Genomic DNA, 21,696 nt, shown 5'->3' with positions numbered 1-21,696 from the left:
ACTGTATAAGTGTAAATGGGTTACCCAGTTTAAGTAAAAATTGATTTGTATCACTGTTTTATAGTTTAGTGGGTCGTCCGGTTAACAATTATTTGCCAACTAGGTATATTTGCCTGACTTGATAAGGCATATCACAAATTGCCCTGAGGGATTTCCATTGGTTTTTGTGGGGGTGTTTTCAGTATTAGGGGCTGTTGATGTTTTATCGCGTGCTCAGCCAAAGCCAGCGTTTTCGTGGCTAGGCGTAGCAGCGCAGGAATGCTCATGCCTTTCAAGCTGCTGCAACGACGGCACGGAAGTGCTGGCTTTGGCCCTCCGGGTGGCTCGTAAAGCGGCCTTCCGACTGCGTTAAACTGGCTTGACGTAGAATAACTACGCGCTGCACCAGTTCGCCTTGCGTAAGGCCGCTTTACGAACCACTGAGCTCGCGATAAAACATCAACAGCCCCTAGGAGCGTAAATAAAGAACGCTTCAAGAAAGTTGAAAGCAGGCTTAACAATGATTCCTTCTGGCATCAAACAGTTGTCGTCAATATCTACATTAATATATAAAGCATTATTACAGGAACTGATCATGTCTAAGTACACCGTTGGACTCTGGTTGTACCAGAATGGTGGGGGTGATGCCATCCAACGAAAGCTTATTGACCGTTTGAGAGAGAGGGATATAGGGGCTATTTCCGGATTGAATCTGGCTCAAGCGATGGCTCATGAGGGCTCGATAGTCTGCAATGGCGTTGTAATGGAAGACCTGGATCTGTTCTTTTCATACAATGCGGGCCAGCAGACTCAGTATCAGATGTACCTGTACGAGATGCTGGATCGGGAGATCCCGGTTATCAATAATTTTCAGTCTTTTGCATTGACGGAAGATAAATTCAAAACCTCACATTTGCTTCGCCGCCACGGTATCAATACGCCTGACTATTGCCTGTGTCGCCATAATAACTTGGATGCACTGCGCGCCAGTATGGCAAACTGGGGAGGCAGGGCCGTTTATAAACCCACTGATGGTTGGGGTGGTACTGGTATTGTCAGACTTGAAAATGAAGGAGCCCTGGATATGCTTCAGCCTTTCATTAACCAGCTGGCAGTACAGCACTTCTTTGTTGAACGCTATGTTAAAAATGACCATAGCGACTACCGTATTGATATTGTGGACGGTGATTTTGTGGGTTGTTATGGCCGCAAGGCACCAAAAGATGACTGGAAAACCAATATCACCAGCGGTGGTAGTGTGATCAAGCGCGAGCCTAATGATGAAGTGGTGGCCCTTGCCATCAAGGCAGCAAAAGTGACCGGACTGGAAATTGCCGGTGTTGACCTGATCTATGATCAGGAACGGGAAGAATATGTTGTTCTGGAAGTAAATGGTATCCCTGCATTTGCTACCCCTGAACAGGAAGAGTTTGGTCTCGATTTCAATGATAAGAAGATTGAAAAAATTGCTGATCTTATCGAAAGAAAAGTGACTGTGAAGAAGCTCTATGATGCACCTGCTGAAGTGAAGGAGTCTGGATATGCTGTCTGCTAATGGTGCGCCATCTGTGAATGGAAAGCTGCCCACTATTGGGATGCTGTATCTTGATCATGTATTGCGTTTTTTTGATAAGTCCAATTTTAAGGGTTGGCCCAATAAGATTGAAACCGTTGTCTATCACTGGGGTAATGATAAGCAGCGCTTCATTGAAGAAGTGAAGAGTAAGAATATTGATGTACTGATTGGTAATATTCCTGCCACTGCCTATGAATGCTTCAGGGATATTGCCAGGGAGTTACCCCATGTGCAGTTTATTCCATCCATGGACACCCAGTTTTCCAATAAGTCCAAGGAGAATGTAACCCATTTCTGTGAAAAATATCGGTTACCCATTCCCAAGACCCATATTTTCTATGAAAAGGATGAAGCCAGGACATTTCTGAGGGCAGCTACCTATCCAAAGATTATTAAGCGTTCCTACGGCCCATCTAATTATGGCGGTTATTATGTCCATAAGGTAGATAGTGAAGCTGAAGCGCTGGAGTTGCTGGCTGAGAAGCGTTACTACCCGGTTTACCTGCAGGACTTTGTGCCTATGAAGGCGGATATTCGGGTCATGTTGATCGGTCATAAGCCTGTGTGTGCTTTCTGGCGTCGCCCCCCTGAAGGGGAATGGCTCACCAATACCTCACAGGGTGGCAGCATGGACTATATGAATGTGCCTGAAGAAGCTCTGGAGGTTGCCGTCAGGGCATCGAAAGCGGCTAATGCCGAGTACTGGGCCTGTGATATTGCGGTCAGCCATGATGATGAATACCGGATTCTTGAGTGCGCCACAGCCTTTGCCGCATTCCCCTATATCCGTGACTGGATTGGGCAATACCTGATGTGGAAACTTTCTGCTGGCAGGATGCCCTGTCCCCATATCCCCATGTACAACTGGGAAGAACTGGGCAAGATTTCATCGTCTGTGCTGAGAACCATGCGCAATATTACCTTTGCCCAGAGCCATGATACCCGACCTATGACGGATACCTGTGAAACCTTCCATCAGATGACTCCGGAAGGTTATCCGATTCTGGATACCCGGGATCGTCACCAGGAAGAATGGCCCAGTGAAATCTGGAACCGCCAGGATAACTATGCATCCCTGGTTGCCCGGGGAGGTATCGACGCTGTTGTAGCCGAGCTTATGGCCAGTGCCAGGCTGCTTAGCCAGCAAGCGGTGGATACAGGTATTGAAGAAGCTTACGCACCGGTACATCAGGTGCATCAGAACGTTGAGCTTAAAAAAAAAATATCAAAGCCTGAGATTCAGGAGCCAGTGAAACCTCAGTTTTCAGAGAGTTTGATGGTGGATTTATTGGCAGGTGCCAGGGGAGTCAGTAAAAACCTGGCCAAACTGATCATTGAAACTTTGGGCCTGGCTGGGGTTCTTGATGCTCTCCAGAATAATCCGGAAAAGCTGACAGAGGTCAAAAACATCAAGGCGAAAAGATTATCCAACATTATGGAGTGTTGGGAAACTCATCTGAAAGCCTGTTAACAAGGAGGTTCAGTTACCGGCTTCTGGCCAGTTGTGTTGATGTTCATTATGATGGACTCAACACTTCCTGGAAGTTTGTCTGGGCAATTGGGGCGGGGTAGGCTAGGGGCTGTTGACGTTTGCTCGTGTGCTCAGCCAAAACCAGCGGTTTCGTGGCTAGACGCAGTAGCGCAGGAAGACTCACGTCTTTCAAGCTACTGCAACGACGGCATGGAATCGCTGGTTTTGGCCCTTCGGGTGGCTCGTAAAGCGGCTTTCCGACTGCGTTGGACTGGCTTGACGTAGAATAACTATGCCTGCACCAGTCCGCCCGGTGTGCCCCATTGGGTATTGCGGAAAACCGCTTTACGAGCCACTGAGCTCACGATCAAACGTCAACAGCCCTTAGTACATCTTTCAATGCGTATGACTGCTTTACGAGCCCCTGGAAACTTATAGCCGGTAAGTGGATTTTTCCACCATGGATGGTGTAGTGTCTGTAACAGGGTTAACGGATACCTGATAAATACAAGCATTAGGCCCTATGAAACAACAATATATTTCTTATCAGGAAACCATCGACTTCCTGAAACACGCCATGGGGGAACACCCCAATCTGATTCGTCTGCAAAGTATTGGGGAGACGTGGGAAGGTCGCCCGATAATGATGGTGATCCTGTCCCAGGATGTCGCCTATGCTGATGAAAAGCCAGCCCTTCTGTATACAGGCACAATCCATGCCCGAGAGTGGATCGGCATCGAATTAGCCAACAAATTTGTTAAATATATCATTGAAAATTATAAGACTAATCCCAGGCTTTTAAGCGCCCTGACCCGTAATACGTTGTATATGGTTCCCTGTCTGAACCCTGACGGGTTTGAGTATTCAAGGCGGCATTTCTCGTTCTGGAGGAAAAATCGCAGGGATAATGGCGATGGCACCTTCGGTGTAGACCTTAACCGTAACTTCTCCGTTCGTTTCAAGAAAGGAGCAGATACCAGCTCCAATATTTATGGGGGACCCGAGGCCTTTTCAGAGCCAGAGACCCGGGCAATCAAAGATTTTGCTGATAGTCATGCCAATATCACCATAGCCCTTGACTATCACTCCCAGGGTAATGTTTTCTTCCCTGCCCATAAATTCAATCATGAGGAAGAGATAGAAGGCGCAGACCTTAATATGCTGTGTGCTAACATGGCCAGTGAAATTCGCAAGGTAACCGGGCGTCAGTATGGTATTCACCGGGGCAAGCCTCCTTTTAATCTAATCAACGGCAGTGGTCGTGAGTATTATTATAATAAAGGAATTCTTGCCACCGTTGTGGAGGTAGGTACACGAAACATCCCGGATTACCTGGTTAATATGTCCCAAAGTGTTGATGAGAATATTCCTGCACTGGTTTGTGCCCTGGAATCTGCCATCAATTACTCTAAGCACGCCCCGGCCCGGGTTGCTAATTTTACGGCTGAAAATATAAGTGCTTATGAAGCAACTTTGAGTTGGGAGCACGATAGCGAAGCGGATATCTATTTTGAGATTTATCGCAGTGAGCAGGCTAAAAGCCCCTGTTCAGAAGATAGCCGTATTGCTATTACACGATCAACGACTTATAGCGATGTGCAGTTAAAGAGTGGACAGCGTTACTTTTACCATATTCGCGCTGTAGACCGTGTTACAGGTATTAAGTCTCCTTTTGCTCCGGTGTTGAAGTTTCGCACGACGCTATCTCATGATGAGTTTTTGCATACTATTTTTCCAGCCAAGCGGGATGTGGGGTATGTGGGAGAAAAGACAGGCGCATTAAATACCGGCCATTTTGGCTATAACTCGTTGTTTGTTGGCGTTAATCGCAACAAAGGCTGTTGTTATGGCGTGATTGCCTTCAATCTTGATCACTTTCCTGTAGACACCAAAATAAAAAAGGCAGCGTTTTCCCTGTACCCCATGAATCGGGTTAATGCCAAGATTGAAAAATATGGCGAGTGGTCTATTTCCATTCTCGATGCCAGTGAAATAAATGACATCACCAGCTATGACCAGATTGCCAATGCCACTGTTGTGCAAACACTGGGTGATGCCATTGAGTCCGATCGCTTAACTCAGGGTATCTGGTCCGAGTGGCTGTTTACCGAGGTTGAGCGTCGTATTATGCAGAAGCAAATTGATCGGGGCCGGGTGATATTCCGGGTTGAAGGCCCTGATCATTTGCCTTTGGGACATGACTCCCAGATGATGCAGTTTGATATTGGTTATGGTCGATTTGGTGGTGGAATACATTATCGGCCTAATCTTGAAATCATCTATACCCGTTCCAGCCAGCAACTGAACCTTGAGCCTTCAGCCATTCACACTATTAACAGAAAGGATGTGTTGCCAGGCAAGTTGAAATCCGGTTTTGATAAAAAAGGGGAAAAGGTGTACGGCCACCTGTGCTTTAATCTGGAAACCCTGCCTGATCCGGAGCGGACAGTCATTACTTCAGCCTATGTGCAACTAAGGGCAAAAAACCAGCTAAAGACCCAGAAGGATATTCGCTTTACCATTGAACTGGCAGAACTGGAAGAGCTGGATTATCACAGTGTGCAAAGTCGCCAGCAAATTGAGTATGTGGGCTATGAGGTGAGCAATGCCCAGCTGAGGGAAAATGCCAGTCATAACTTTATGTTTGATAGTTACTGTCGGGCCATACTAGAGGAACTGCATGGTCAGGATAAACCGGTTTATTTGGTTGTCAGGCCAACCACACCCTCTAAAGAAAGCAGTGCCATTATTGACTGGCACGGGGAAGGTGATGCCTATCAGGCTCAGTTGGTGATTAAATACATTGAGCGGCGCAAACAGGCATTGCTTCCACCGACGGATTTATCTGCTGTTATTGATAAAGATAAAGTCAAGCTGACCTGGAAAAATCCGGAAGATGCTGATTTTGTAGGCTGTTATGTGGTGCGTAACCGTTTCCATCCCCCTCGCTCACCGTTGGATGGGGTAAAGCTTTACGGTGGACCGGATGAATACACCTATGATGATTTTGGTAATCCCAATATTCCAAAGTATTACTCGGTTTTTAGCTATGACGATGTACCGAATCACTCAGTGCCTTCAACCCTGATGTTCAGTATTGATGAAGTGGTTCCGCTTGTTGAGGATGAGTTCCCTGAAACCCAGGAGGAAGAGGAAGAGCGTCTGCGGAAAGAGGGAACACTGGCGACCGATAAAGCGGTTTAACGGTAAACGATGTAGCCCGTATGTTGATTAAATATCCGGGCTACACCACAACCCGTTTGAAAACCGGACCGTTACAGGAGTCCAGCCAGCATTTCATCCCGGACTTGCATCCATAAAGCACCAAGGCGGTTTTGACCGTCCTTGCCATCTTCGGGTTTGGTACCCCAGTAGCTATCATGAGGTGATGTTTCAAAAATAGGCTGGTTTCCTGACTTGATTAGCGCTTTACGCGCTGCCGGGACCTGCTGGACTTTAGCTCTCAGGGCCTTTAGCATCACTTTATCCTTGATTTTATTCCAATCTGCATAGGAATATTTCCAATATTTACTGTTTTCTTCCTTATTGGCATACTCTAAAGCCTCGCCAGGTTCTGTGCTATTCAGAATATGTAGCCATGGCTCGCTGCCTTCATGAAACTTACTGGCCTGGAAGTAGTGCTCTGTCGTTGCCCATGTGTATCCATCTATCTGTACAGGAGCCCGTGAAAAATTAGCTAATACATAATTAGGGGCATCACTGTGATAGAAACAGAACCCCTGATCTTTATATTTGCTATAAGGGTAAGTATTTAAGTAATAGGTGTAGTCTGTCACTTTAGTTTGTGTTTGTTTTGGTGGTTTTTTATCAATATCTGATACAACGACTTTAACAAAGTAACTTCTTCTTTTCCTTTGATTTGGGCCAACTGGTTCATCAAGGACATCATTAATGATTTGCTGAAGATCTTGCTCTATTTGTTGTTGAAATTTTGGTTGGGCATAAACGCCACAGCTTATCTTTGCCATAAGTACATGGCTGCTACCCGATGCCGCTGCTGCATCCAGTGCAGCTCTCAAAGTACACTCGACACATTTTCGAAAGTGCGGGTAATTATCAATTGATTTTTTGTTTAAGGTTCGTTGCATTGAACCATCAGATTTGCCCGCGCCTTGATTGGCGTTAGGGCCTGCGCTGAATATCAGGTTAGTGGAGCATTCAGTACCCTGGATTAAATGGTGCTTGGCATTAGCAGATAGGCAAGCATCTTCCACAACCCAGGAATCACTGTAATCTTCGGGGTTTGTTGATTGGGTATAATCAATCTTTTGAATGGTTTTAGTATCGGTTTTACCTTGGCCTGGAGGAATTTTTAAACCCCATTGTTTACAGACAGTTTTTTTGAAAAGAGTTTCTTGTTTTCCTCGATGTACACCACAACTTGTCACCAGCCAGTTAGCCGCAACCGCTTCTTCTTGTGTTTTCTTGGTTAGATCATTTTCGGTTACTGTATGGTGAAGTTTATCCGAAGCGGATAGGCTCCCTAGTGGAAGGCCATGGTTAGCAGCAACAACTGTGCCGACTTTATGGCCTTTGGCAAGATCAAATGAAGGGTCTGTTTCCAATAGATAAGCTGCCGTTCCTGCTCCTCCTGTATTTTTCCATACCTCCAGTTCGCAGGAAGTGGAACAGGGTTTTTTACTCGCATATATCTTTTTTATTTTTTGAGTGTCTCTTGATTCATGTCGTTCTGCTTTTTGTGCCTGCTTTGGCTGAAAATTGCCTTTAACAGGCGGGATAGGTGGTAGTTTAAAATTTTTGCCAGCCGGCGCTGGCTTTTTTTGGGGGGCTGTGTGCGACGCAGGCTCACCATAGGGTTTGTTCCAGTATTGATTTTCGGTGTAACCATTGTTAATTCGTTCATTCTGTAGAAATTTTGAAAGCCGCTGGGCGTAATGATCGTACCCCAGAGCCTCTAAAAAGATTAAAACGCGACTGATTCGATTATGGTTGTGATCAAATGCGCCTATCCATTTTCCAGCCTTTTTATAATCCTTGACTTGCCATCGGCACTGTTCAAAATCAGTGACCATTTTAGATTTGTCGAGATTGGCTTGCTCAATACCCCAAAAGGGGAGCATTTTTTTCACCAAAACATCATCAATATAGGTTTTTAAATGAGGTTTATAGGAATCAGATGTCAGTAGCTGTATGAGCTGGGCGTTGAGAAGGGGGGCTGGTGCCTGTCCTTCTTCGAAATTGGGAAAAAGTGCCTGGATATAGTTATGCTTGCCTTCAAGAAAACCGTCTGATGCCTTCAAAATATCATTTAATGAATGGCCATTGATTTTTCCTGTGCCAGAAAAAAAATCAATAAATTGCTGGTTTTGTGCCTGCAAAGCAGAGTGGTGTTTTTTAGGCTTAACATCGGCTTTAGGCTTCACTTTCTCCGGATGTGGTGGCTGGGGAGGCTCGGTTTGCTGCCCCTTAAATAGTTGGCTACTTCCATTTTCAAACTCAATTTTTCTAATAGTATGATGGTATCCAGGCGCTTTTATTTGCCGGTCAATACCACGTTGAATAGCTGCGGCAATGGTTTTTGCAGGAACCTGGCCTGCAAATGCGCCACTGCTGAAGCCACAGACCCGTAGAATAGGGGTCACCAGCCCAGGGCGGTGGTCGCCAGCAATCCTGTGGTTGCAGCTGTCCACAGCCCTGATCATATTGGCCGCGGTTTGCTCTACGGCAGCCAGAAAGGCTTGATCAGTTTCATAATCGCTTCGTTCTGGTGGGACTACATAAGTCATGGAGCGGTTATGGGTATTGCCAAAAGGGCAATGACGATCATTGAACAGATCAACAATAATGGTACCGTCCCGTTTCCCCTGGCCTGACTGGTCATCTTTTAATACTGTACAGAATTGCACGGTGCTTGTGTGTCCGGGTTCATCAAAGTGAGTAACGTCGCCAATATTTGAATGGCGCAGAAGATGGTGGTGCAACTGTTGATACTCATCCGGGCGGTGAAGGATTTTTCCGAAAGCGGCGTTAATGGTTCCCCTGCCAACATAGAGTCCGGGGTCTCCTGCATTAACGGAGGTTATCGGCGCTGTGCCTGACTTATCCTTAATGTAAATATCACTGAATGAAGAGTGACGGCCAGGCCCAAGCAAGGTGGTTTTTATATGGCCTGAGGGTTTATCTGGGGGGAGTTCACCCTTTGCCGGTTTATTCCCGGGATATCCAGGCTGGGATGGTTGATCTGGTGTCGGCTGTTTAGCTGGATATGGATTGACCTTGTATGCTTGCTCTGTTTCCGGAGTATTCTGATGGATTGCAGGAATTAAAGCACTGTGCAGTTGGTAAGGGCCTGGAAAATAGGCAGGACTTGCGGCCCAAGGCATGTAGGGAAACGGTATTGTTAATGGCAGAGGAATGGCAAGAGGTCGTGACCAGCAGGGATAGCCTTGGCCAAAAAGCATTTGGGGCATCATAAAACAGGGCGCTGGCTGTATGGTTACGCCAAAAATTTGGCGCGGAATAAGGATATTGCTCACTGAGTATCCGGCCAAAGGCTGGGCAAAAAAATGGCAAGGCTGTAGCCACTGCCTGGTGCCAAATGGAGCGGCAGGGGCTACATAAAATCGACCATACCTGGCTTTGGCTGTGTGAATATCTACCGGTTCACTGTAGCCTACAGCATTCGGAGGTAGGGAAAGCGGATAGGCTCCTGGTAAATTTCCATGGTCTGGCATAGCGTTATTAACTTAATTTTTTATAGTGTATTCATACAGTATAACTGGTTATTTTCACTTACCTTTCAATTATAAACTGTGGTGGTTTGATTGAAGGTTAAATTCGACCTCGCAAGTCAATAGGGTAGCGCCCTTTTGTATCAGGGCTTCCCAAGAGTGCGAGCCCTTTCTCCAGTTTACTGTCCAGTGCTTCCCCTTTGCTAATGTATCCAGATAGTGTGTACTGACCTGTTTGTGAAAGGGTAATATCTGCCGTGGTCTGAATGGCAGGTGAAGACTGGGTCAGGGATATCATTAGTTTGTTACCACGGCACTTGACAGAGGCATTGCTGTTGCCGAGGTCTATTTTTCCTACAGGCCCTGAAAACTCACTATCGGTTAGTTTTATAGAGCCATTTAGAAACATGCATCTTTTGTCTTGTATGTGGAGGCTGCTGGCAAGGAGATGGAGGCTCCCTGATAGTTCACCGGGTATGTTTTGTGGAAGGGTTTGAGCCAACCAACTGGCAGAAGTATCAATCTGGACATCATTCAGGGTGATACCATCAAAACCGTAGGCAACAGAACCCTTACCTTCAATAACAGAGCTCATATTACCCATTTCAATATCAGCACCAATATGACCATTGAATAATGAGGCGGGTTGCCAACTCCATGAAATAAATGGCAGCTGTATACTATTGGGGCCATTATTTATTACCGCCTGCCTGGCCTGGCCTGACCAGAGAGTACCAGAAATACCCTGGAGCACTATCTTGTTGTTTGCTGGAAGGTGCTGCCAGACAAAGGTAGCAGGCAAGGTTGCAAGGAGAAAGCCTGTATAAGCGACCAGGCCAATAGCGCTTAATAAGATAATACCTTTTCGTTTGCTCATTACTTCAATACCCTAAAAACGCCACTGGCTGATTCATCGAGCCAATAAATTTTGCAGGAATGACCAGCAGAAAGTTATAGAATGCTGATCAAACCTTAATCAGTCAGTTAAAGTCTTTCCAACTGTAAACGTTTAACTTCAACAATACCTGGCTGGTCTGTGGAATCCAGCTGGATTTCGGCCACTTGAATCCGGCTTTCCTGTTCCAGTTTTATCAACCAGCCCATAAGCCGGTCAAAGCGGGCTGTACCCATGGCTACCTCAAGACCATCCTGTCGGTTTTTCACCCGTTCGATTGTCAGCTGGAATACTGAAGCCGTCTGGTTAATAACCCTGTCCATGGGAGTGTTAAGATTCGGTGCTAATCTGGAACCTGAAGCTTTTAACTGCACAATTTGGTTTGCCTGCCGCTTGATCTGTTCCAGCTGTCTGTAGTTTGCGGCCAGCCGGTTTTCAGCCATCTGCTGGCGGTTGGCCAGTGGCATTACCAGCATTTGCCAGATTAGCCAAAGTAAAATGGCACCACCACCCACTATGCTTAGATACTGTTCCCTTCTGGAAAGTTGAGTCCAGCGCTCTTTCAGGTTTTGAAGTGTGTGTTCTAATGTATTCATGCGGACTTACCCGAAATAATCAAAACGCCGGTTACCTGGTCTTCACCGTTGCGTTCCACAGCATCGACACTGACAGAAAAGTCATCGGATAGTTTTTCTCCGGACAAATCCCGAAAGCGGGTGAACGTTTCAAAGTCTTTGGCAGCGGCCTCAATACGCAGGGTATTACGGTTGTTTTCGTAGGACAGACTAATGGGTTTAAGCTCTGGAAATACCGTAAATAGGGGTTGCAAGCCTGCCATGGTATCCAAAAAACCATTGTCGCTTTCACCACTGCCTTGCAGTGCTGCCAGCTTCTGACGCATTTGGGAGCGAACTACTTGAATACGCTCTCCGGGAAAAAGTTTGTGATAGATGGCTTTGGCTTCAGCCTGCAGGTTCTGTGCTTCTTGTTCCAGTTTAATGGTTTTAACCAGGGATTGCCCTCCCGCCACTATCAGGGTAGCCAACAGCAAGATAGCCGCTGACCGCCAGGGCTTTATTTTCTGGATCCAGGGTGATGCCTGTTTCCATTTACCCTGAAGTAAGTTGGTTTTATTGGCTACTGCCTCGGAAGCCATTAATGTTAAAGGTTGTTCTATTTCCTTTTTGGGGGATTGAACCTTATCGTTGCAAACCGGGTTAAGGGCGTTAGCCGTAAGGCCTTCTGTATTACTGTTCAGGCTATCCAGGTAGAGATCCAGCCAGGAAGGGTCGCAATGACCAAATTGGTAAGGGCCGTTTTTTATCAGTACGTTATTGTTAAGTTTAAGTAGCGAACAGGTGTCTTTTTTCCAGGGCAGGGTCAGTGCATCGGGCAACCATTTTTTGCTGACGATATTGCCCTGCTTCAGCCAGTGTTGCCAAATGGTCATCTGTGTATCAGAGACAACGGCAATATCAAGCCGGGTGTGCTCCTCTTCCGAATCTTCATTTTCAACTTTTTCTTTGTTTAGTACGGTAAAATGGAGATTATCAACATCTTCACTAAATTCATCTTCCAGTCGCCAGGGGAGTGATTGAAGTACTGTCTGGTTCACTTTGCCGCTAATTTCAACACTGTGAACGGTTATCTGTGCGGCAGGAACCAGGATAATGGTCGGGGTATCACCAAATTGTTGATTTAAATCTGAAAGCTGCTCGATAGCGGACAATTGGCCACTACTGTCCCCGACAGCGGCGGTATTTGATACAGGCCACAATTGCCAGTGAACGGGCTGATTTGGGTACTCAGGCAGTCTGATTATCAGGTGAGGGTTCATGACACTCCTCCGAACTTACGGCGAATAACCGATAGTTCATCTTCTTTATTGCGTATAAGCAGACTGCGGAGACGCATTTCTGCATCGTTAAATTGAGCCAGGGTATCCACTTCAAAGTAGTAGCTGACGACGGCCATCATTTTACTTGCACTGGTATTACTAAAATTAGCCAGCAATGACTGGCTGGTGAAATCCTGGACATCAGACCAGCCTTTTTTAGGACGGTTTTCCAGAATGCTGCGGGCTTGCTCCACAGGCAGGTTTTGGTCATAAAGTGCGGCCAATAGCTCAGGCTGATCGGCAGGAATGGTATTAACATTCAGCTGTAGTTCGCTTATGGGGATAGCGCACAAGTAAGGAAGTACTTTCCTGGCTATTGCTGGTGTTACGCCACTGACGGCTCGCCACTCGCTGGCATCACGCATCAGGGTGTGGCTGGCAAGGTAGGGTACGGGCAGGGCAAGATAGTCTGCATCATTAGCACCGGCTCCGGTGGCGGTTCGCTCAGTAACCCAGTTGCGTGTAGCATTTGCTATAGTTCTAGTGTCGTCTATATTGAGGTATTCCAGCAGCTGGCGGAAAGCATCAAGTTCTACCGCTGGCTTGCCTTCTTCCACGGGTTTAGCCAAGGCATTAAGGTTAAAACAGCCCTGCATGTCACGAATTTTTCCGGCAATTTTACCATTGGTAACAGGAAAGACCACATTCTGTTTGGCCCAGTTTTGGTCGTTATGGGTAACTTCAGAGTTATCCTTAAAGTCCTGCTTAAGTACTTTTCTGGCCAGGTCTTCGGTGGAGGTGGCATACCAGCGGGCTTGATCCAGTTGTTGCAGGCTCTCTGTCCGACGAAGTTGGGCTCTGAACGAAAAGGTGAGCTCGGAAATCAGCAGGGTCATCAGGGTTAATGCCAGCAAAGTACTCAGCAGGGCTATCCCTTGTTGCCTGAGGCAAGGAGAATGTTTCATGCAGCCTCTCCCTTCCAGTTACCGGGTAAGATAAACAACCGTTCAATCTTTCCGAGATCTTTCAATTCAAGCTCAAGGGCCAGCCCTTCTGGCAGGGTTTTGCTGTCATCCAGCTTTTCCTGCCAGGTACCGTTAATAAAAAAACGGAATTTCAGGTGGCTAACATTGCTTAAAAGAAGCCGCTTAACCGGTTCTGTGGCTGAGGGTTTATCCAGAACATAGTCGTGCAGTCGTTCAAGGTGGTTATCTTTGAGCCGGTAGTAAACCCGTTGTAATTCAGAGCGTGGCAAGCGCTGGCTTGGGTTATGCCAGCCTTCCCGGACAAATGCCAGGGCCTGGTCATCGGTTTCCAGCATATCGTCGCTGGAAAAGAGGCTTTGTTGTATCACCTTGCCATCTACCCTGGGGCCACGATCAACAATTTGCCGCAGATCCTGGTCAATAATCAGCATTGCATATTGGAGTTCTTCCATACGCTGATGCTTGGCTGTACCCATATCATGGGCACGGAGCAGGCTCTGCATAATTTGCCATGATGCCAGACTGACAATGGCAAATATGGCGATGGCTGCCAGCATTTCCAGCAGGGTAAAGCCAGTATTACGGCGTTTAAAGTTGAGACAGGCAGAAGCTTGGGACTTGGTCATTATCCCTGCACCATATAAGTCTGAAGAAAAGCCAGGGGAGGTTCTTTGTCATCGCGGGAGGTCCTGACCTCCACCTCTACTGCCCGGAAGTCGTCCTGGGTGGTTTTTATGCTGCGATATCGGATATACCAGGTTCGCCCGGTCATCTCCTGCCGAGCTTCTTTCCAGTGAGTGCCCGGCCATTTGCGGGATAACCGGATGCTGGTTAGTTGATTGTCAGCGACCCAGCGTGCGATGGTTTTCTGTTCGATATACCCTGTATTGCGAATGTTTTCACCTGCCAGTCGCAGCATGGTCATTCCCGCTATGGCCAGAATTGCCAGAGCCATTAGCACTTCGATTAAGGTAAAACCGGATTGGAGTCTTGGCCTGCTCATAGGTAGGCCTCTGCAAGTGCGTCTTTCAGCTCTATTTGTCCCGTTTCATGGAGAATAATACGTTGCTGGTGTCCGTTTTTTTTGTCGGCGGCAAAGGTGACTTCAGCAGGAGATAGCTCACCACTGGACCAGATGAAGAGATTGGGTTCTTTTTTCTTGCTATCCGTTTTTTCGGATAAAAGAATGCCATTATTTTTAGACTCTTGCTCTAGAGCCTCCTTCCAGACACTTTCACCGGGTCGTATGGAAAGTTTAAGCGCTTTTTTCAGGGTTACAGGCACAAGCAACCTGTCCCTGGTGAGCTGTTCCCAGTGTCCTTTCTGCCAGACCATAAACTCATAGCGATGGTCCGTGACTTTGATACCAAGGTCTTTGCCACTGATTAACGCAGTCTCATGAGCTACCTGGACCAGGGCGGCAAAACGCCTGGCTTCCGTCTTAATGACTGAATCGCTGTCATCGGGTTTCAGGTTGGGTAGAACTATAGAGACAGCAAGCCCCATCAATACCAGCACTAACAGTACTTCCAGCAGGGTAAAACCCTGATATTGTCGTGTATATAAAGAATATTGATGGAGCTTCATGTCAGGCCTCAGGAATTCATATCCCAGTTACCGATATCCTGGTCGGTGCCAGCTTGCCCATCAGGGCCAGCAGAGAAAATATCGATAGGGCCATGTTCGCCCGGACTCAGCATCATATAGTCGTTGCCCCATGGGTCCTGGGGTAGACGACGGATATAGCCATTCTTGCGGTAGGCGCGTGGCTCAGGGGTTCCTGAAGGTTTTTTTACCAATGCTTCCAGCCCCTGTTGGGTGGAGGGATACATATTATTATCCAGCTTGTACATGTCCAGGGCATTTTCCAGGGCGACAATATCGCTGACGGCCTTCTGGTGGTCAGCCTTGTCTTTGTTACCAATGACATTGGGTGCAACCATACTGGCCAAAACACCCAAAATAACGATAACCACCATAATTTCCAGTAAGGTAAAACCCGACTGTTGACGTTTTCTTTGCTGTTGTTTCACTGTTGTACCTCTATGTTTCAAATTGGAGACTGGTCGGGAATAGCGCCCGTAGCGAGGATGGCAGAAAATTGAGGATAAAAATTTGGTTTTGTGAGGTGAATAGTGGTTCTATTTACCGAACAAAACCGAACTTTTAGACCAATTTGCTGCCGCCGGAGTAGGGCAGTCTATTCTCGTGGAGTCTCCTAAATGCCGGGTTAACCTGAAACCAGTGAGTTCAGGTCGAGCATTGGCGTCAAAATGGCCATGACGATAAAAAGCACAACCAGAGCCATGACCACAATCAACAGTGGGCCAAATACCCCCAAGGCTATATTGACCTGGGACTCAAACTGCTGATCCTGGTTATCTGCTGCTCTGGCCAGCATGGCGGTGAGCTCTCCGGACTTTTCGCCACTGGCGATAATATGCAGCATCATGGGAGAGAACAATAGGGTTTGATCCAGGGCTCGCCAAAGGCTGGTGCCTTCCCGCACCCGATCCGCAGCTTGTCGTAATGACTCCCGCATATGGGTGTTGACCAATACATCTGCCGAGATTTTCATCCCTTCCAGTAAGGGCACTGAACTACTGGTGAGGATGCTTAAGGTGCGGGCAAAACGGGCACAGTCAACGCCACCAAAGACAGAGCCTGCTACAGGCAATTTTAAAAGAATCCGGTCATGGGTTAGCCGGTGCTTTGGTTTACGAAGCAGTCGCTGACGGAGAATCAGTAGCACTAAAATGGTGATAACGATATGAAGGCCATAGTCTCGGGTAAAGTCACTAGCGGCGATTAGCGCCTGGGTCATTGCCGGTAACTCATGGCCCATATGGGTGAACTGATCCACAACGGTGGGAACCACTGCTGTCAGCAAAGCAGTTACGACGCCAATGGCAACCAGCGTCAAAATGGCGGGGTAAATCATGGCCTGAATCAACTGGCCCTTAATTTTTTGCCGGTGTTCGGTGTAATCTGCCAGCCTTTCCAGCACAGTGTCCAGATGACCTGATTTTTCCCCGGCGGCCACCATGGCCCGAAACAGGGTATCAAAGGTTTTGGGGTAGGCTGCCATACTGTCCGCCAGGGTCTGGCCTTCCAGCACCCGGGAACGTACCGATGAAATCAGTGATTTCAGGTGAGGCTTTTGTATTTGTTTGGCCAGGGTATGCAGGCACTCTTCCAATGGAATGGATGCTGCTACAAGCGTGGCCAGCTGTCGTGTGAGTAGAGCCACTTCCGCATCACTGGCATTTCGCTTAAATAGGGACTGTCCTGATGACTTCCCTGCCTTTGCCTGCTTCTCTTCTGCCTGGTTAATAGCGACGGCGGCAAGACCATCCGCCCTGAGTTTTTGACGAAGCTGGCGAGGAGAGTCAGCTTCAAGCACTCCTTTGTGTTTACGCCCCTTGTTATCAAGGGCTTCATAAGTAAAAACCCCCAAGATTATTCCTCCCTTGTGACGCGCAGTACTTCCTCGAGTGAAGTGGTTCCTGCCCGAATCTTACGAAATCCGTCGTATTGTATACTGGCGCACTGTTGACGTGCAGCTTCTTCAATGGCTTGCTCAGAAGCACCGTCGTGTATTAAGCGGCGGATGTTGTCATTCACCAGGAAGAGTTCATGAATACCTGTTCGGCCTCTATAACCGGTATGGTTACATTTACTGCAACCGGCAGCCTGCCATAGTGTCTCGCCATCTTTCAGGCCCATTAACCGAATCTCGGATTCAATGGGTTGTCGCAGGGCTCGACAATCGGGGCAGAGGGTACGAACCAATCGCTGAGCCAGTACGCCCAGTAGGCTGGAAGCCAGCAAAAAGGGTTCTATCCCCATATCCCGCATACGGGTTACTGCGCCCACAGCGGTGTTGGTGTGCAGTGTGCTTAATACCAGGTGGCCTGTGAGTGATGCCTGGACCGCAATTTCTGCGGTTTCAAGATCCCGGATTTCACCAATCATTACCACATCAGGGTCTTGTCGAAGAATGGCCCTTAGTCCCCGGGCAAAGGTCATATCCACTTTCGGGTTAACCTGGGTCTGGCCAACCCCTTCCAGGTCATATTCCACCGGATCTTCGACGGTCATGATATTGCGGTCAATGCTGTTAATTGAGCTGATGCCCGCGTACAGGGTAGTACTTTTACCCGAGCCAGTAGGGCCAGTGACCAACAGGATACCATGGGGTTTTTTTAACAGTTCGCCGATATCCGAGCAGATGCTTTCAGTCATGCCCAGGCTGGATAAGTTCAATTGAACGCTACTGCGATCCAAAAGACGCAGGACAATGCGTTCACCATGACGGGAAGGCAGGGTGGATACCCGGACATCCACTGCCCGACCACCCAATCGCAGAGAGATTCGGCCATCCTGGGGGACACGTTTTTCAGCAATATCCAGCTTGGCCATCACCTTAATACGGGAGACCAGTACCGAGGCCAGTTTGCGCTGGGGACGAAGAATTTCCCGCAGGACGCCATCAATCCGGAAACGAACCACCAGACAGTTCTCAAAGGTTTCGATATGGATATCGGAGGCGCCTTCCTTGATTGCTTCACCGAGCATGGCGTTGATCAAGCGAATAATCGGGGCCCCGTCATCGGCTTCCAGTAAATCTTCATTTTCTGGCAACTCTTCCGCCAAAGAGTGAAGTTCTTCATCATTGCCAATATCGTTCATCAGCTGTCGTGCGGCTGATGAATCTTTCTGGTAGTGAAGTTCCAACCGGGTTTCAAAGCTTTTATCATCTAGCTGGATTGCCTGTATTGGCTGTTCAACCCGGCGGCGTACTTCCATCAGGGCCATATGGGAAGGTTTCCCCTTGAAGTAAACGCTGGGCTTTCCCTGCTCATCCGTTGCCAGAAACAGGTTAAACTTTCTGGCAAAGGCAAAGGGCAGTTCAATGACTCGGTCTATGGTTTCAGCTGGCAAGGCGTGAGTCATTGTCACTGTCCTCGCCGTCTATGGATGCTGATTCTTGTTTGGATGCTTCGCTATCAATGGTTTCCGGTTCAGCTCCTTGCCCCATATGTTCACGGGCTTTTTTGAACCAGGCTTCACCATTGTTGGCTTTTTCAGGTAATATGGGTGTCAGGGCATTTGGCATCAGTGGTACGCCGCGCTCTCTTTTGTCCAGCTGGGCGGCACGCATCAGGCTGTACTTCCTGCCACTGATAGCGGTGATCATATCATCGCTTCTGATAATGGTGGGCCGGATAAATACCATCAGGTTGCTTTTTTCTTTTTTACTATTGGTTGAGCGGAACAGGTGGCCGAGAATGGGGATATCTCCAAGAAGAGGAATCTTGGACACACTGTCTTTTACCTGTTCGCTGATCAGCCCGCCTAGCACAATGGTTTCACCACTTTTTACCTGGACAGAGGTGGTAATCTTTCGTTCGGCAAATTTAATATCAACAGGGGTTGTACCATTGATATAGGAGTTTTCCTGCTCCAGATTCAGAATAACCGCATCACCCTCGTTAATTTGAGGGGTAATTTTCAGCATGGTTCCCACTTTTTTACGGTCAACGGTTTGGTAGGGGTTTGAATTGCCATTGCTTGATGCCTGTGAGCCTGTGAGGGTTGGGACATCCTCACCTACCATAAAGGTGGCTTCATGGTTATCCAGGGTCATCAAACTCGGTGTTGCGAGAACGTTAGAGTTTTGGGCGCTGGTAACAGCCTGGATCAGTGCTGAGAAGTCACCGGCAGCAATGCTGAGTGCTGCACCTGAAAGGCTGTTCATGACATCGGAGAGTTTGGAATAATCCCCTCGATTTGTGGTTTTTTGGGTAATCCTGCCGTTTTCATCGTAATGGATTGACTCCGTATCCTCGGCCTCTTTTTTAGCCAGCATCATTTGTCCAATGGGAACGCCACCGTCATGGAATTGCATGATGGTGGATGCGTCTTCATTGGCAAACTGAACCCCCAGGTTAATGCCATCACCTTCAGCCACTTCCACAATAACGGCTTCTACCAGCACCTGGGCCCGACGAATGTCCAGCTGTTTAATAACTTTTTCGACACTTTGCATAATATCCTGGCGGGCAGAGACCACCACGGCATTGGTCTGCTCGTGTACTTCAATGCTGAATTCGCTGGGGTTTTTTCTGACTGTGTTACTCTGTTTTTCTGCCTGAACGGTTTTACTGACCCCTTCCAGGACGGGTTTGATATCTTCAGCCTTGGCATACTTCAGATAAAAGACCCGGGTGTTACCGGAGGACTCTTGCTCCGCATCCAGTTGCAGGGTCAGGTGCTTCATCCGCTGCAATATTTTTCTATCACCGGAGAGAATCATCTGGTTCGTGCGCTCGTTGCTCACGATAATAGGTGGGTTGTTACCGGTGGTTTTGCGACCCTTGCCGCCGTAAATGGCAACAAGAATCCGCTCCATTTCTGCGGCAGAGGCATATTTTAAAGGCACAATGCTAACGCTTTCGGCGCCGGCTTTATCAATGCGGCGAACCACTTCTGCCAGTCTTTCAAGATTACCTGCACGCCCTGTCATTAGTAGAACATTAGATGGATCGTAATGTACCACGTTACCGGAAGTATTAATCAACTGTCGTAAAAGTGGCGACAGTTCACGAACGGGAACATTGTTTACGGGCAGTACCCAGGTGACCATTTCATCGCTATTATGCGTGCCTGATTTGCCTATTACCGGGATGGCAGAGGTTTTGGCGTCTTTATCACGGACAACCTTCAGTATGCCATTGGCTTCTTCTATTACGGCAAAACCGTGGACTTGCAGTACATTAAGGAAAAACTGGTAATACTGTTGCTCATTTAAGGTATCGTAGGAGCGAACGGTAATATTGGCCCGCACCGTAGGATCAACAATAATAGTGCGGTTCAGATTGCTGCTGACAGTATTAATAAACTCTTTGATATCTGCATTCTGGAAACTGGCAGAGTATTGATTGCTTAAATTATAGGCTGTAGATTCGATTCGTTTGCCTACCTGGGTGTTGGCCATCACCGGTGATGTCAACACTATCAGTCCTGCTATCAATGCTTTGGCCTTGATAGCTCCCCCCGGACGTTTGCTGTTAAAATATCTGCGTTTTTTCATGATGCTGGTATATCGATCTGATACTGCTGGCCTTCCCGTTCAACGGTCAGGGAGATCTGATTCAACTCCGGAAGGGAGGTAAGAATCTTCATGGCTTGACTCTGGTCCGTCAGGTCATGGCCATTAATGGCCACCGCCAGGTCACCGGGCTTAAGTCCCAATTTCTTAAACAGTGCCGGATTCCCGGTGGGATTGATTCGATAACCTTGCAGTTCACCATTTTTTCTCATGGGTGAAATACTGACAATTTCTGATAATGATGCCGGATTGCTGCGAACCCGGGCTATGGCCTGTTTTACGGATTTAGATTGGTAGCGGGCCACAGGGCGAGGTTTTTTACCAGCCTCATCGGGGTACATCAATAGGGATTCAAACTGCTCACCATTCAGGAGTATCACCCGATCCGGGTAAATTTCATGGACTTTTGCCCGGGTACCTTTGAGGGTTTCACCAATGTGGTAGGTTTTGTCACTACCTCCCACCTTGATAATGGCTAGTGAATGGGAGGGCTCCGAGCTGGCAACAATGCCGGTGATTCGGGCGGCTAGCCGGGAGACAGGCACTCGCTCGGGGGTGGGTTGTTTGGTTTCTTCCTGTTGTGGTGGAATGCCAAAGAGATGAAGTTTGTTAAGCTGTGCGTAGGGGTTGTTATGTTGGGTGTTTCCGGATGCCAGATGGTTTATCTGCCACGCAGGCTCGCTGGTTTCTACAGGAACCAGCTGCCAGGTGAATAATGCCAGTTGCCGGGCCAGAAAAATTACAAGAATAATCTGGCATAATAATATCCAGCGACGCTGGGGAATCTTTCTGAAATAGCGGAATACAGGTTCAGCCCGGGTCAGCCAGGATATATAAGGCTCTGATAGTTTAAGGTCTGCTAACATCGCTATTTTGCTATACGTAACGTAATGATGGTTTTTGTTAATCAGAAAGAAAGGTGGAAATAAACTACTCTGGATTTTTCAAGCTTTCTATAGGGGGTTTTGATAAGTTGATCAGGGTTTATTCCTTGTTTGTTTACTGCTTGTGGTACTACAGAGAGATATCCCTTCTAAGGCTATACAGCACCCTGTCTGAAAATCAATCAGAAGATTAGCGGTGTACTCTACCATTTTTGTGCAAATATATGGATTGATTAAGAT

16 protein-coding genes are annotated in these 21,696 nt (G+C 47.5%); 3 read left to right on the top strand and 13 right to left on the bottom strand.

Annotation, left to right across the window (positions count from 1 at the left end):
- The first annotated feature begins 574 nt into the window (after positions 1–574).
- The 3 genes from MJ595_RS19480 (at position 575) to MJ595_RS19470 (ending at position 6,231) form a co-directional block, all read left to right on the top strand.
- Positions 575–1,534, top strand: coding sequence for an ATP-grasp domain-containing protein (locus MJ595_RS19480; RefSeq protein ID WP_263079736.1), 960 nt, complete (start codon positions 575–577; stop codon positions 1,532–1,534).
- Positions 1,521–3,026: a hypothetical protein gene (locus MJ595_RS19475; RefSeq protein ID WP_263079735.1), complete on the top strand. Its 1,506-nt coding sequence runs from the start codon at positions 1,521–1,523 to the stop codon at positions 3,024–3,026. The genes MJ595_RS19480 and MJ595_RS19475 overlap by 14 nt, the downstream gene beginning before the upstream one ends.
- A 523-nt stretch (positions 3,027–3,549) precedes the next feature.
- Positions 3,550–6,231, top strand: a complete 2,682-nt coding sequence (locus MJ595_RS19470; protein WP_263079734.1) for a M14 family zinc carboxypeptidase — start codon at positions 3,550–3,552, stop codon at positions 6,229–6,231.
- 71 nt (positions 6,232–6,302) lie between these two features.
- Here MJ595_RS19470 and MJ595_RS19465 read toward each other — a convergent pair whose 3' ends face one another.
- From MJ595_RS19465 to gspC, 13 genes are all read right to left on the bottom strand, one after another.
- Positions 6,303–9,743 (bottom strand): NADAR domain-containing protein, encoded by a 3,441-nt coding sequence (locus MJ595_RS19465; RefSeq protein WP_263079733.1) that lies wholly within the window; start codon positions 9,741–9,743, stop codon positions 6,303–6,305.
- Between the two features lie 97 nt (positions 9,744–9,840).
- Positions 9,841–10,617 carry a type II secretion system protein N gene (locus tag MJ595_RS19460; RefSeq protein ID WP_263079732.1) on the bottom strand — a complete coding sequence of 259 codons (777 nt, stop codon included), beginning with the start codon at positions 10,615–10,617 and terminating at the stop codon, positions 9,841–9,843.
- 107 nt (positions 10,618–10,724) lie between these two features.
- Positions 10,725–11,231, bottom strand: coding sequence for a type II secretion system protein M (locus MJ595_RS19455; protein ID WP_263079731.1), 507 nt, complete (start codon positions 11,229–11,231; stop codon positions 10,725–10,727).
- Positions 11,228–12,472 carry a type II secretion system protein GspL gene (gene gspL / locus MJ595_RS19450; RefSeq protein WP_263079729.1) on the bottom strand — a complete coding sequence of 415 codons (1,245 nt, stop codon included), beginning with the start codon at positions 12,470–12,472 and terminating at the stop codon, positions 11,228–11,230. The genes MJ595_RS19455 and gspL overlap by 4 nt, the downstream gene beginning before the upstream one ends.
- The gene (gspK, locus tag MJ595_RS19445; RefSeq protein ID WP_263079728.1) at positions 12,469–13,437 is read right to left on the bottom strand and encodes a type II secretion system minor pseudopilin GspK; all 969 of its coding nucleotides are present in this window, start codon (positions 13,435–13,437) and stop codon (positions 12,469–12,471) included. Before gspK ends, gspL begins: the two co-directional genes overlap by 4 nt.
- On the bottom strand, positions 13,434–14,084 hold the full coding sequence (gene gspJ, locus MJ595_RS19440; RefSeq protein WP_263079727.1) for a type II secretion system minor pseudopilin GspJ: 651 nt from the start codon (positions 14,082–14,084) through the stop codon (positions 13,434–13,436). Before gspJ ends, gspK begins: the two co-directional genes overlap by 4 nt.
- Positions 14,084–14,461, bottom strand: coding sequence for a type II secretion system minor pseudopilin GspI (gspI, locus tag MJ595_RS19435; RefSeq protein ID WP_263079726.1), 378 nt, complete (start codon positions 14,459–14,461; stop codon positions 14,084–14,086). Before gspI ends, gspJ begins: the two co-directional genes overlap by 1 nt.
- A complete protein-coding gene (gspH, locus tag MJ595_RS19430) occupies positions 14,458–15,045 on the bottom strand; it encodes a type II secretion system minor pseudopilin GspH (protein ID WP_263079725.1) in 588 nt (195 codons plus the stop codon). The genes gspI and gspH overlap by 4 nt, the downstream gene beginning before the upstream one ends.
- Before the next feature lie 8 nt (positions 15,046–15,053).
- The gene (gspG, locus tag MJ595_RS19425) at positions 15,054–15,491 is read right to left on the bottom strand and encodes a type II secretion system major pseudopilin GspG (RefSeq protein ID WP_263079723.1); all 438 of its coding nucleotides are present in this window, start codon (positions 15,489–15,491) and stop codon (positions 15,054–15,056) included.
- Positions 15,492–15,688: 197 nt separating this feature from the next.
- Positions 15,689–16,915 (bottom strand): type II secretion system inner membrane protein GspF, encoded by a 1,227-nt coding sequence (gene gspF / locus MJ595_RS19420; protein WP_263079722.1) that lies wholly within the window; start codon positions 16,913–16,915, stop codon positions 15,689–15,691.
- Between the two features lie 2 nt (positions 16,916–16,917).
- Complete coding sequence (gspE, locus tag MJ595_RS19415) at positions 16,918–18,414, bottom strand: type II secretion system ATPase GspE (protein WP_263079721.1); 1,497 nt, start codon at positions 18,412–18,414, stop codon at positions 16,918–16,920.
- Positions 18,392–20,554, bottom strand: coding sequence for a type II secretion system secretin GspD (gspD, locus tag MJ595_RS19410; protein WP_263079720.1), 2,163 nt, complete (start codon positions 20,552–20,554; stop codon positions 18,392–18,394). The genes gspE and gspD overlap by 23 nt, the downstream gene beginning before the upstream one ends.
- Positions 20,551–21,438 (bottom strand): type II secretion system protein GspC, encoded by an 888-nt coding sequence (gspC, locus tag MJ595_RS19405; protein WP_263079718.1) that lies wholly within the window; start codon positions 21,436–21,438, stop codon positions 20,551–20,553. Before gspC ends, gspD begins: the two co-directional genes overlap by 4 nt.
- Positions 21,439–21,696: the final 258 nt, after the last annotated feature.

Origin of the sequence: Endozoicomonas sp. Mp262 (assembly GCF_025643335.1) — a bacterium.
Lineage (GTDB): Bacteria > Pseudomonadota > Gammaproteobacteria > Pseudomonadales > Endozoicomonadaceae > Endonucleibacter.
Note: the sequence above shows the minus strand (reverse complement) of the source record. Positions and strands in the feature narration are given on the sequence as shown.

What these genes read in the sequence shown, in the direction of transcription:
- MJ595_RS19480 (WP_263079736.1), top strand. Translation starts at nt 575, where the DNA reads ATGTCTAAGTACACCGTTGGACTCTGGTTGTACCAGAATGGTGGGGGT.
- MJ595_RS19475 (WP_263079735.1), top strand. Translation starts at nt 1,521, where the DNA reads ATGCTGTCTGCTAATGGTGCGCCATCTGTGAATGGAAAGCTGCCCACT.
- MJ595_RS19470 (WP_263079734.1), top strand. Translation starts at nt 3,550, where the DNA reads ATGAAACAACAATATATTTCTTATCAGGAAACCATCGACTTCCTGAAA.
- MJ595_RS19465 (WP_263079733.1), bottom strand. Translation starts at nt 9,743, where the DNA reads ATGCCAGACCATGGAAATTTACCAGGAGCCTATCCGCTTTCCCTACCT.
- MJ595_RS19460 (WP_263079732.1), bottom strand. Translation starts at nt 10,617, where the DNA reads ATGAGCAAACGAAAAGGTATTATCTTATTAAGCGCTATTGGCCTGGTC.
- MJ595_RS19455 (WP_263079731.1), bottom strand. Translation starts at nt 11,231, where the DNA reads ATGAATACATTAGAACACACACTTCAAAACCTGAAAGAGCGCTGGACT.
- gspL (WP_263079729.1), bottom strand. Translation starts at nt 12,472, where the DNA reads ATGAACCCTCACCTGATAATCAGACTGCCTGAGTACCCAAATCAGCCC.
- gspK (WP_263079728.1), bottom strand. Translation starts at nt 13,437, where the DNA reads ATGAAACATTCTCCTTGCCTCAGGCAACAAGGGATAGCCCTGCTGAGT.
- gspJ (WP_263079727.1), bottom strand. Translation starts at nt 14,084, where the DNA reads ATGACCAAGTCCCAAGCTTCTGCCTGTCTCAACTTTAAACGCCGTAAT.
- gspI (WP_263079726.1), bottom strand. Translation starts at nt 14,461, where the DNA reads ATGAGCAGGCCAAGACTCCAATCCGGTTTTACCTTAATCGAAGTGCTA.
- gspH (WP_263079725.1), bottom strand. Translation starts at nt 15,045, where the DNA reads ATGAAGCTCCATCAATATTCTTTATATACACGACAATATCAGGGTTTT.
- gspE (WP_263079721.1), bottom strand. Translation starts at nt 18,414, where the DNA reads ATGACTCACGCCTTGCCAGCTGAAACCATAGACCGAGTCATTGAACTG.
- gspD (WP_263079720.1), bottom strand. Translation starts at nt 20,554, where the DNA reads ATGAAAAAACGCAGATATTTTAACAGCAAACGTCCGGGGGGAGCTATC.
- gspC (WP_263079718.1), bottom strand. Translation starts at nt 21,438, where the DNA reads ATGTTAGCAGACCTTAAACTATCAGAGCCTTATATATCCTGGCTGACC.